The 12,108-nt window shown below is 47.1% G+C and carries 11 protein-coding genes; 1 reads left to right on the top strand and 10 read right to left on the bottom strand.

All coding sequences use genetic code 11. The features are described 5' to 3' along the window. Nucleotides 1-29: 29 nt before the first annotated feature. The 5 genes from ABXS75_08955 to ABXS75_08935 all read right to left on the bottom strand — a co-directional run bounded on the left by ABXS75_08955 (nt 30) and on the right by ABXS75_08935 (nt 6,145). Nucleotides 30-1,358: an arabinan endo-1,5-alpha-L-arabinosidase gene (locus ABXS75_08955; GenBank protein XCP86902.1), complete on the bottom strand. Its 1,329-nt coding sequence runs from the start codon at nt 1,356-1,358 to the stop codon at nt 30-32. A 152-nt stretch (nt 1,359-1,510) separates the two neighbouring features. Next, nucleotides 1,511-2,383 (bottom strand): carbohydrate ABC transporter permease, encoded by an 873-nt coding sequence (locus tag ABXS75_08950; protein XCP86901.1) that lies wholly within the window; start codon nt 2,381-2,383, stop codon nt 1,511-1,513. Nucleotides 2,384-2,395: 12 nt separating this feature from the next. Then, nucleotides 2,396-3,322, bottom strand: a complete 927-nt coding sequence (locus tag ABXS75_08945) for a sugar ABC transporter permease (protein XCP86900.1) — start codon at nt 3,320-3,322, stop codon at nt 2,396-2,398. 99 nt (nt 3,323-3,421) lie between these two features. Then, a complete protein-coding gene (locus ABXS75_08940; protein ID XCP86899.1) occupies nt 3,422-4,813 on the bottom strand; it encodes a sugar ABC transporter substrate-binding protein in 1,392 nt (463 codons plus the stop codon). A gap of 327 nt (nt 4,814-5,140) precedes the next feature. Continuing rightward, on the bottom strand, nt 5,141-6,145 hold the full coding sequence (locus ABXS75_08935) for a family 43 glycosylhydrolase (GenBank protein XCP86898.1): 1,005 nt from the start codon (nt 6,143-6,145) through the stop codon (nt 5,141-5,143). Nucleotides 6,146-6,329: 184 nt separating this feature from the next. Between ABXS75_08935 and ABXS75_08930 the strand changes: the two genes are divergently transcribed. Beyond that, nucleotides 6,330-7,028 carry a DUF624 domain-containing protein gene (locus tag ABXS75_08930; GenBank protein XCP86897.1) on the top strand — a complete coding sequence of 233 codons (699 nt, stop codon included), beginning with the start codon at nt 6,330-6,332 and terminating at the stop codon, nt 7,026-7,028. An 88-nt stretch (nt 7,029-7,116) separates the two neighbouring features. Here the strand turns inward: ABXS75_08930 and prfA are convergent, their stop codons facing one another. The 5 genes from prfA to rho all read right to left on the bottom strand — a co-directional run bounded on the left by prfA (nt 7,117) and on the right by rho (nt 12,069). Continuing rightward, nucleotides 7,117-8,190 carry a peptide chain release factor 1 gene (prfA, locus tag ABXS75_08925; protein ID XCP86896.1) on the bottom strand — a complete coding sequence of 358 codons (1,074 nt, stop codon included), beginning with the start codon at nt 8,188-8,190 and terminating at the stop codon, nt 7,117-7,119. 21 nt (nt 8,191-8,211) lie between these two features. Continuing rightward, complete coding sequence (gene prmC / locus ABXS75_08920; GenBank protein ID XCP86895.1) at nt 8,212-9,126, bottom strand: peptide chain release factor N(5)-glutamine methyltransferase; 915 nt, start codon at nt 9,124-9,126, stop codon at nt 8,212-8,214. Continuing rightward, nucleotides 9,095-10,030: a DUF1385 domain-containing protein gene (locus ABXS75_08915; protein XCP86894.1), complete on the bottom strand. Its 936-nt coding sequence runs from the start codon at nt 10,028-10,030 to the stop codon at nt 9,095-9,097. The genes prmC and ABXS75_08915 overlap by 32 nt, the downstream gene beginning before the upstream one ends. A 210-nt stretch (nt 10,031-10,240) precedes the next feature. Continuing rightward, entirely contained in the window at nt 10,241-10,441 is a 201-nt protein-coding gene (gene rpmE, locus ABXS75_08910; protein XCP87117.1) for a 50S ribosomal protein L31, read from the bottom strand. A 149-nt stretch (nt 10,442-10,590) separates the two neighbouring features. Continuing rightward, the gene (rho, locus tag ABXS75_08905) at nt 10,591-12,069 is read right to left on the bottom strand and encodes a transcription termination factor Rho (GenBank protein XCP86893.1); all 1,479 of its coding nucleotides are present in this window, start codon (nt 12,067-12,069) and stop codon (nt 10,591-10,593) included. Between the last annotated feature and the right edge of the window lie 39 nt (nt 12,070-12,108).

Genomic DNA, 12,108 nt, shown 5'->3' with positions numbered 1-12,108 from the left:
GTGAAAAATGTATAGTAGTTTATAAATATCTAAAATAAACTATACACGAATTTTCCCCAATATGCAAGTGCCGAATCGTCAAATCCGGTCACCGCATACGTCGTCTGACTATTCTCGAAATCCCAGCATTTATGCACCCTTCCGGAACGTATTAGGTGTTCTGCTTCCTCATTTTCCATACGTACTGCTTCTTTTATTCTGTTATCCTTATCCTCAAACCGGATAAATTCCCAGTATCCGTTTTGCTCCTTTGGCACCGTCTCGGCAAGTTCCCTTACATAAGGCTCGGGGCTTAGCACCGGCCAGCCGTTCAGAAAGAACATGGGACGCACCATCATATAATGCATCTTATAACTGTTTCTGTTCTCCCTTCTGTCATAGGTCCGATGGATACGCGCGCCATCGCGAATATGATGCACGAAGAAATACCCTTCGCTGACCGGATCATAAAAGGGAACTCCATGCCCCGGTCCCCGCAGACCATCCCATCTCCAGCCTTCCCGCCCCTTCGCCGCATTGGGCATCTTGGCCTGGAACCGGTAACTGCCTGCCAGCTTCACTCCCATGGATTCCTCCACTAACGAACGTCCTTCTTTGTCCACATAAGGCCCCAGAACCTGTTTACTGCGCCCCACCCGGATATCGTAGGTATCTCCCAGCCAGCCGTAAGACTGAAACAAATAGTAGTATCCACACTGCGGAACATAGATCACCGAAGCCCCTTCCGGCCCGTCAATCGGCGGATGGGGATGTTTTCTTGAAATACATTTTCCCAGATTCTTTGGATTTCCATCTTTGGGAAGTCCCGTGGACGCATCCAGCTCTTTGATATAAATTCCGCCAAAAAACGAACCATATACCAGAAAACATTTCTCTTTTTCCCAGATCACATGCGCATCGATGGCATTCGGGAAGGTGTCGTCCGTTCCCCAGGTATCCATCACAACACCTCTGTTTTCAAAAGGCCCCAGCGGGTGCTTAGATGTAGCCAGCCAGATTCGGGATTCCGAGCTTCCGAATCTCCGAGTGGCAGAATAGAACATGCGGTACTCTCCCCTTACATATTCCACGTAAGGAGCCCAGAAGCCAGCCGTTTTAGGGTAGGCACCGTTATCCCGTCCTTCCAGGATCGCCTGCTTTGACAGAACAGTTCCCTCATATTTAAAATGTACCAGATCCTCTGAGCTTCGTACGGGAATGCCGATTCCGTCCTTTAGTCCACAGGAAGGCATAAAAACATCCGTAGAATAAGAATAATATTTTTTACTGACCGGATCCCACATCATAGAGGGGTCATGAGAACCAAGCGCTGCATTCGTGCCCACATCATAATCATTTAATCGCAGTATACCATCCAACGTCTTATTTCCTTTCTATTACCGAACCTATTCACCAAAGTAAAAGCCGACAAACGGTCTGTTTGTTTAAAAAAGGGCTGTTTTGATGACAAAACAACCCTTTTTTCTGCCATTTTTCTCAAGCGTCAGCCCGTAGGACCGTTCTTGTTTTTCTAACCTTTTACACCTGATACTGCCATAGATTCGATGATGTAACGCTGGAAGAAGAAGAACAACAATAGCGTCGGCAAAATCGCCAGTACAGATGCCGCCATGATCAGCGGATAATCGCTGTTTACCGCATAGTAGGAGTTGAAGGAACGAATCACTACCTGCAAGGTGAACCACTCTTCATTCTGAATGAAGATCGTCGGTGCAAGATAGTCATTCCAGATTCCCATGAACCACAGGATCAGCTGTGTCATAAGTGCCCCCTTCATCAGCGGGAAGAAAATCGCATAATACATCTTAAAATAGCTGCAGCCGTCAATCTTCGCCGCTTCTACGATCGAATCCGGCACACTGGTCAGGTTCTGGCGCAGGAAGAAGATGATGCTGACATTACCAAAAAGTCCCGGAATGATCAGTGGCAGCAGCGTATTGGTCCAGCCCATTCTCGTAAACATGACGTACTGTGGAATCATAACGACTGCGAACGGGATCATCATAGTAGCCAGAAGGCCAAGGAAGATCGCGTTCTTTCCCCGGAATTTCAGTTTACTGAAGGAGAATGCTGACAGGGAAGAGGTAAATCCACCCACGATCAGCACCGGCAGTGCAACGATCAACGTGTTACGAAGACCACGCAGGAATTCCGGTTTCGTAAGAACCTCACTGTATTTTCCAAATTTCCACGGGTCCGGTATGATGCTGAAGTTTGCAGAAAGAATCTGATTCTTCGTCATAAAGGAACTCAGGACCATGTAAACCAGAGGGAATACCATGACGATCGCTCCGAGCAGCAATGCGATGAAAATGATCCTGTCAATCATCTTGCTCTTCTTCGATTTAATCTCTGAACTTTGTAAATCTTTTTTATTTGCCACGTCTTCCACCTCCTACTCAATCGTCTTGACCCATTTATCCTGACCCTTGAAGTTAATTGCCGTAACAATAAATATAAGGATAGCCAGAAGAAATGCCATTGCTGAACCATAACCCATCTGGTTGCTTCCGAACGCCTTGTCGTACAGATAGAATACTACGGTCGCTGCACTGTAATTCAGACCACCTGTCGGAACCATGACCAGGACTTCTACGAATACCTGGAAACCACCGATCAGACCTGTGATCAGAAGGTAGAACGTAACCGGAGAAACAAGCGGGACCGTGATATACCGGAACAAGTTCCAGCCACTGGCACCGTCGATCTGTGCTGCCTCATAGTAATCACGCGGGATTCCCTGAAGACCAGACAAATACAAAATGATCGAAGAACCAAGCCCCTTCCATACCATGAATATGATCATGGATATCTTGACCCAGAACTCATCTCCCAGCCAGTTCGGGCCATGCGCACCGGAAATTAATTTCACGATACTATTGAGCAGACCATAATCATAGTTAAATACCCACATCCACAGGATTGCCACTGCAACCAGGGAGGATACGACCGGTACATAGTACAGGGTACGAAGCACCTTGATACCACGGATCTTCCGGTTCATCGCAACTGCGATCAAAAGTCCAAGAATCATTCCTATCGGAATACCTACCATGTAAATAATGGTATTTACCAGAACCTTCCAGAATTTCGCATCTGTCAATAGCTTTGTATAGTTGGCAAGACCTATGAAATTGTCCAACATGTTGTTCATACCGTTCCATTTTGTCAAGCTGGCCACAAATGCAAACGCAATAGGGAAGGCCATAAAGATACAGAATCCGATGAATGCCGGCGCTACGAACGTAAGTCCCCAGCAATGCTCTTTGAATTCTGCCTTATTCATTTTCTTTTTAACAGGTTTTGTATTGCCTCCACTCATACACTTACCTCCATATGAGAGATGGCCGGCCACTTCCTAAGCCAGCCATCTCTTTCCACTGCCTTCTTACTTATAGAAGGAGTGTCTCTCATTCCTTAGTTACTCTACACTATCCCACGCATTATCAAGCGCTTCCTGCATCTTCGGCTGATATTCTTTTACAAATTCGTCAACCGTCATAGAACCGTTCTTTACGTTATCCAAATTTGCTGTAAACTCATCAAACCATTCTGCATTCGGAGTATAGGTCGTTTCCTGGAATCTTCCTTCGTACTTGTCATTTCCGCTCAGGTAGTTGAAGAATACGTCCACATTTGACGGGAACGGAAGGTCACCGCTTTCAATCGCAGTACGGAACTCACCCTCTGCAAGACTTGCCAGGTTCGGCAGCTGAATAGACTGTCCGCCTACCACGCCTGAAAGCTCCTTCTGTCCATCTTCATTTGCGCAAAGATAAGAAACAAGCTCCGCTGCCTCTTCTTTGTTCTTGCTGTTTGCAGATACACAGAAGCCTACGGTTCCAAGCCATGTCATACTCTTTCCGGTAGACAGTGTCGGATATGCGCACAGATCCCAGTTGAACGGGAATGTCTCTTTGTCCATAAATGCTGCGACATCCCAGGTACCACATGCATAGAACGCTTCCTGTCCTGCAAGCCATCTCTGATATACACCAAGAGAAGCATCCTGCTCAACAGTCGGGGTAACTTTATGTGTTACTGTCAGGTCGATGTACTTCTGGAGCGCTTCTTTAAACTCCGGTTTGTCGATCTCTACAGTCTTGTAGTCATCAGACAGGAATGTTGCACCGTTAGACCAGATGTACTGCTGAACCATGAACGCATTTGCCAGACCGCAGCCCCACTGATCGACCTCGCCGTCGCCGTCGGTGTCTTTGGTGAACTTCTTGCAGACTTCTACGAATTCATCATATGTATACGGGTTTTCCGGATCCGGATACGGGATTCCTTCTTTGTCGAAGAGGTCCTTGTTGTAAGCATATGCGAATACAGATGCATCCTTCGGAAGTGCATACAGGTCGCCTTCTCCTACTTTCTCACCATCGTAACGGTAACTGTTCAGTGCCTCTTTTGCAACCAGGTCGTCTGTGGAGATTCCCTGCTTGTCAAGCAGCGGCTGCAGATTCTCGATGTAGCCGTTCTCTACGAACTGCTGTACCGATTCCGGTCCTACATAGAAGATATCCGGCAGCTTCTGGGCAGTCATCATACCGGTCAGAGTCTTGGAATACTCATCCTGAGTGGTAATCTGAACATCGACATTGCCAATCGTGTCCTCGTGATCCTTCTGCCACTGTTCGATCATGCCTTTGTAGATCGGTGACTCATGGTCGTTTGCAAAAATAAATACTGAAAGATTCTTTTTGCCGTCAGACGTTGTGCTACTGTCTTTTCCGCCGCATCCTGTCAAGATAGTTCCCACAGCAAGTACCGTCGCCAGAATAATAGCGCTTACCTTTCTCAACTTCATGTTACAATCCTCCTTTTCATATTCCTTTTTTACAGCTATATCTGCTGTATTTCTTTAACCATCTTCATTCTAACACATTGATTTAGTTTTAGCAATATTATTTTAGATTTTTGTAACATTTGATGTTTATATTGTCTATCTTATCTAATTTATTTACTTTTTTTTGTGCATTTCGTATATTTGAAAAGATGTATTTTAGTTTTATCTAAAATACATCTTTTTAATTGCCTTGGTATTCCTAAATAAAAATCCAATGGACGTTTATCTCGGTAACCTATTAAATAAAAAAACACAAAATCCATTTCCCGTCATTTTCCCCATAAAGCTCTATGCATTTTCCGTCCCGACGATCCATTTCATCGGATTTTTCTCATATGCAAAAATTGGGAAGCCTTTCTCATCATACTGCATCCGCATAATGAGCGCATGACGGTTCGGATCGTAAAGCGGATTACCGATCACTTCATCGTAAGGGCGGGCATGATAAATACAAAGATCGGTCACCCCGTCCTCCGCCTTTACAAAACAGTTATGCCCCGGCCCATAAATACCTTTACCTGCATCCGTCTTAAGGACCGGATGGCGCAGCTTCGTCCAGGAACGCGGGTCCAGAATATCTGCATTTTTATCAGCATACAACATTCCCATACAATAGTCTACCCCTGTCTCGCTGGCTGAGAAGGTCAGGAACAGCTTATCTCCATGCTCCAGGATGTCCGGGCCTTCATTGACCCAGAAACCGATGCGCTCCCAGTCATAATCCGGAGTGGTGATAAGTACCTGAGCCGTGCGAAGCTTCACAGGCGATGCCATCTCCGCAATGTACAGATTAGAGATCTGTTTGCCCACCCCGGTCTTCTCTGCCCAGATATAGTAGTTCTTTTCTTTATGCCGAAAGACCGTCGCATCCAGTGAAAAGGAATGGAAGGAAAATGGATCGTCGTCCGCTGCCTGGATCATTCCCATCTCGATCCACGGATCTTCCATCGGATCAGCCCCTGTACATTTCAGCACATAGGGCCGAATCTCCCACTCATCATCCTTATCTCCTGCCGCATAGTAAATATACCAGCCGTCCTCCACATAATGAAGCTCCGGCGCCCAGATGTGAAGACTCTGCTCCCCACTCTCATGCCTGACCCAAAGCGTCTTTTCCCTGGCATCACGAAGTCCTGCGATAGTTCGGGCGCTTCGCAGCACCACCCTGTCATACTCCGGCACAGACGCTGTAAAATAATAGGTTCCATCCGTATGCTTATATACATAAGGATCAGCCCTCTGTTCTATAAATGGTTGATTATATGCCGTGTGTTCATAATTATTCTTATTCATCCCGGTTCCTCCATTTTAAAATACAAACTCATGACTATATACTTTCGTCAGCGTACCCTCAGTGTACCGTATTTGCAGTATAGTTTCAATACTTATTTTACATTTTAGTAAAATATTACAGATTTTTCTAAAATTTTTGTTGAAGATTACTGTAGATTTCCCATAGTGATTTAGGATATAATAAATGACAGATCACAAAGATATCACGAAAGCTAAACGAGGTGAGCATATGTATTTGTTTTCCCTGGACGGCCCTCTCTGGAGGTTTTTTAATCTGGTATATCAACTGGTGGTGCTGCATGTATTATGGATCATTTACAGTCTGCCGTTATTTACGATCGGGGCCTCCACTACCGCGCTCTACTATGCGTGTATGAAGATGATACGGACCAAGGAAGGTTATGTTCATCGGAATTTCCATCACGCCTTTAAAGAGAATTTTAAACAGGCCACGATCATCTGGCTGGCTGTAGCCGCGGGCGTCTTTCTGCTGATAACGAATTTAAGATTCGGCATATTCCTGGGAAATGCCATCGGCAAGCTGATTCTGATCGGCAATTCTGTGATACTGATTCCGTTCTTTTTGATCTGTATGTATATTTTTCCTGTACAGGCAAAGTTTGAGAACCGGATCTTAGATAATGTAAAGAACGCTTTGATTTTGTCATTTAGACATTTTCCCTGTTCTTTGCTGCTTGTGATCATATACGGATCCCTGATACTGATCACCGTATCCTTCCCGCCGTTTTTTGCACTGATGCTGTTTTGCGGAACGGGAATTGCGGCATACCTCAGTTCCAATGTATTTATTTATATCTTTCGGAAATATTTGCCTGATGAACTTGCAAATGACCTGGAAAAGTCAGGAGAATCCTTTGACTAAGACATTTTCTTAATTTCTTTTTCATTCTATTTTATAAATCAAAATGACAGCTCCTTAGAGCTGTCATTTTGGCATTTTACATTCTTTTCTATTCCTGATTCATCTTTGCGAGCTTCGCTGTCTGGTCAGCCGCAATCAGACTGTCGATGATCTCATCCAGATCACCATTCAAGGTTCCGTCCAGTTTATGCAGTGTCAGCTTGATTCGATGATCTGTCACACGACCCTGCGGGAAATTGTACGTTCTGATCTTCTCCGAACGGTCCCCGGTCCCGATCTGACTTCTTCTCGCTTCCGCCTCTGCGGACTGCTGCTTCTCCAGTTCCAGCTCATATAATTTGGAACGGAGCAGCCTGAACGCCTTCTCCTTGTTCTGAAGCTGGGACTTCTCAGTCTGGCTGTAGATCACGATTCCGGTCGGATAGTGGGTAAGGCGCACCGCGGAGTCCGTCGTATTGACACACTGTCCGCCGTTTCCGGACGCGCGCATGACGTCGATACGGATATCCTTCTCATCGATTACCACGTCCACTTCCTCTGCTTCCGGCATGACTGCCACGGTCACGGTCGATGTATGGATACGTCCGCCGCTCTCAGTCTCCGGCACTCTCTGTACACGATGCACGCCGCTTTCGTACTTCATGCGTGAGTACGCCCCCTGACCGGTGATCATGAACACGACTTCCTTGAATCCACCGATTCCGTTCTCACTTAAGGAGATCATCTCGCATCTCCAGCGCCTGCTGTCCGCATAGTGCACATACATTCTGTAGATCTCCGCCGCAAAAAGCGCCGCCTCATCTCCGCCTGCACCCGCGCGGATCTCCACGATTACGTTCTTGTCATCATTGGGGTCCTTCGGAAGAAGCAGGATCTTAAGCTCCGTCTCCAGCTCTTCCACGCGCCTTCTTGACTCGCTGAGCTCTTCCTTTGCCAGTTCCTTCATCTCCTCATCCGATTCCTCTTCCAGTAAAAATAAACTGTCCTCAATATTCTGTTTGCAGTTCTTATACTCCTTATACGCCTCAATAATCGGCGTCAGATCGTTCTGCTCTTTCATTAATCTGCGGAACCGGCTCTGGTCATTTACCACGTCCGGCTCCTGAAGCTCGCCCATGATTTCCTCAAAACGAATGAGCAGGTCTTCTAATTTATCAAACATCTTAAAATTCCCTCCTGTTTCTTAATTTCCATAGTACACACCACACACGACCCGGTCAAGTCCTGCCAGATCTTTTTTCGTGTATATCCCACTAAATCCCTCTTTTTTCAGAAGTTCCTCCACTGCCTCACTCTGATCATATCCGATCTCCATGCAGAGCCAGCCGCCGCTTCTCAAAAAACGCGGGCTCTCTTTCGCAAGAATCCGGTAAAAATGCAGCCCGTCTTCCTTTCCGTCAAGTGCCGCAAACGGATCATGGCACCTGACTTCCTCCTCCAGGGATTCGATCACCTTCGTCGGAATGTAGGGTGGGTTGGACACGATCATCTGATACCGTTCCTTCCTGCCTGCAAAACGCGAGAACATATCACTTTGCATGAACTCCGCCTTAGCGCCGAGGCTTCCGGCGTTCTCCCGCGCGATCCGAAGCGCGCTCTCCGACAGATCCACTCCCAACACTTCAAGCGCCGGATTACGTTTCTTCATACTGATCGCGATACAGCCGGAGCCGGTGCACATGTCCAGCACCCGAATCGGCTCTTCGTCTTCTCGCCAGGCGCTGCCGTTCAAAATACGCTCCGCTTCCTCTACCAGAACCTCGGTATCCTGTCTGGGAATCAGCACATCACGGCTGACCTTGAACGGATAGCCCATGAATTCCTGCACTCCCGTCAGATGCTGGACCGGAACATGCCGCAGACGCCTGTCAATCAGTTCCATATAGGCCGCTTCCTCCCCGGCTTTCATAGGCAGGCTGCCATCGGCAAAGAATCTTGCGCGGCTCATTCCTGTCACATGCTCCAAAAGGATCCACGCGTCGCTGCTGGCATCCGCGATTTCGGCCTCCTTAAGCATTGAAACTCCCGCCTTTAATCCTTCCTGATAGGTCCTTACGCTGCCCATGCTACAAACCGTCCTCGTATCCGAAATTGTCATGTAAATATTTTCTCCAGTCGAACACCGCCTCCACCGAAGCAATCCCGACCTCTATCATATCCCTGTCCGGTTCTTTCGTCGTAAGCCCCTGGAGCCACAGACCCGGCTTGCTGACGATGCATACCAGCGGGCTGTCGCTGTTTCCCGCCCACTTGATCAACTCGTAAGAAATACCTGCAATCACCGGCAAAAGTGCAATCCGCACCACCACCCGCATGAACACAGAATCCACTCTCACAAAGAACAGAAGCACGATTCCTACAATCATGACGAACAACATAAAACTGGTACCACAGCGCTTATGCTCCTTGGAACTTTTCTTCACATTCTCCACCGTAAGCGGCAGACCATGCTCAATGCAATTAATGCATTTATGCTCCGCTCCATGGTACATATAAAGCCTTCTGATGTCCTTCATCAGGGAAATACCGCCCACATAGGCCACAAAAATCGCGATTCGGATAATCCCTTCCAGTATCAATCTGACCGAATAAAAGGGAATCCATTTTTTCAGCAGATCTGAAACAAAATACGGAAGCACCATAAAAATACCGATCGCCAGTGCAAAAGCCAGCACCATGGTAAATGCCATGATGATATTCTCTTGTTTCTTTGCCTTTTTCTCCTCTTCCTCGGTCATCTCCTGCGCCTCCTCTTCCTCAAAGAAGCTGGCCGACCAGGTCAAAGTCCCCATTCCCAAAACCATGGAATCTATAAAATTGAACACACCCCGAAGGAACGGGATCCGGGTCAGCGCCGTCCATTTCCCCGTAATACTTCTATAAGTGTCTTTCTTGATCTCGATCTCACCGTCAGGCTTTCTCACGGCCACCGCATAATCCTTGCCGTTGCGCATCATGACGCCCTCCATGACTGCCTGACCTCCTATATTCGATGATTTCATATCTCTCCTTATTTTCTCATTTATAAACCGAGATGAACGTCCACCGGACGTTCACTTAGGTATGCTTGGCAACCGAGATGAACGTCCACTGGACGTTCACTTAGGTATGCTTGACAACCAAAATAAGGTCCACCGGACCTTATTTCAGGTATGCTTGGCAAGTAAAAACAGGCTGAGATTCCTTAAAACCCCAGCCTGATGAATTCGTTCTTATTGAATTCCGTATTTCTTGTTAAACTTATCAACACGGCCACGAGCCTGAGCTGCTTTCTGCTGTCCTGTATAGAACGGATGACATTTAGAACAGATTTCTACGTGGATATCCTTGCTGGTAGAGCCTGTTACGAATGTGTTGCCACAGTTGCAGGTTACAGTTGCCTGATGATAATTTGGATGGATTCCTTCTTTCATGATTTTCACCTCTTCTTTTTTATTCGTGTTACGCATACTTTCTGATATCCCCTGCACCTATATGCAATAAGATATATTTTATGCGGCTAATATCTTTAAACAGCTTTCTTATTGTAACATACCCTGCTTTATATTGCAAGTTGTTTCTGCTAAATAAATTTCATTTTTTTGACCATCTGGACAAATTCCCAGTTATTTTTGGTTCTGTCAAACATATTCAGAATATTATCTACGGCCTCATCGGACTTCATGCCATTTAATGCACGGCGCATGATATCCACCGCCTCCTGCTCTTCTCTGGTAAGAAGCAGATCCTCTCTTCTGGTCCCGGATTTCGGGATATCGATAGCAGGGAATATCCTCTTTTCGGATAATTTACGGTCAAGAACCAGTTCCATATTACCGGTTCCCTTAAATTCCTCGTAAATCACATCGTCCATCTTGCTTCCCGTATCCACCAAAGCTGTGGCGAGGATCGTAAGGCTGCCGCCCTCCCGGATATTTCTCGCCGCACCGAAGAAACGTTTCGGCATGTGGAGGGCCGCCGGGTCAAGACCACCGGATAATGTACGTCCGCTTGGCGGAACCACCAGGTTATAGGCTCTCGCAAGCCTTGTAATACTATCAAGCAGGATCACCACGTCTTTTTTATGTTCCACAAGGCGCTTCGCCCGCTCGATCACCATCTCGGAAACCCGCTTATGATGCTCCGGCAGCTCGTCAAAGGTGGAGTAGATCACTTCCACATTCTCACCTTCGATCGCCTCCTTGATATCGGTAACCTCCTCCGGACGCTCATCGATCAGAAGAATCAGCAGATGAATCTCCGGATTGTTCCTGCGCATGGACAACGCCACCTGCTTAAGAAGCGTCGTCTTACCTGCCTTCGGCGGGGACACGATCATACCTCTCTGCCCCTTTCCAATCGGGGATAAGAGATCCATGACACGCATAGCCGTGCTTGTCCTGCCTGCCTCCAGCCGCAGCCGCTCATTTGGGAAAATCGGGGTCATATCCTCAAAATTCCGCCTCTTCGCCGCCTCCGACGGGGATACGCCATTAATCTTCGTCAAATACAGGAGGGCGCTGAACTTCTCCTGCTGCGTCTTGATCCGGGTATTTCCTGTCAAAATGTCTCCCGTCTTTAGACCAAACCTGCGGATCTGGGACGGAGATACATAGACGTCTTCATCGCCCGGCAGATAATTCTTGGAACGGATAAATCCAAATCCGTCTCCCATCACTTCCAGAATCCCGTTTACCGTGTGGCCGCTGTCAAGCTGCTCGATGTCCATCGGATTAGCTGCGGCCGTTCTCTCGCTTCTTTCTCCCGCATCTCTGTCACTGCCTTCTGTCCTGTCGCTGCGGTCCCATCTTTCTTGTCGTTCTGTCCTTGAGGTATTCTCTGTCCTGCTGCTTTGCTCCGCCTTCTCGGCCCGCTCCGCCTTCTCTTGTTTCTCAGCTTTTATCTCTTCCTTTACTTCCCTGGCCGCATCCTTTTCATCTTCTTTCAACATCACATCGATGAGCGCTGCCTTCTTTAATGTGGAAATTCCTCTTAATCCACGTGCCTTTGCAAGCTCTTTCAGCGTAGCAAGCGGCAATGATTCATATTTCTCTCTCGTCATATTCTACCTCCTTGGCCATCTGCAACAATTCAAATTATA

Origin of the sequence: Roseburia hominis, from assembly GCA_040702975.1 — a bacterium.
GTDB lineage: Bacteria > Bacillota > Clostridia > Lachnospirales > Lachnospiraceae > Allocoprococcus > Allocoprococcus hominis_A.
This window is presented reverse-complemented; position numbering and strand designations above follow the sequence as displayed.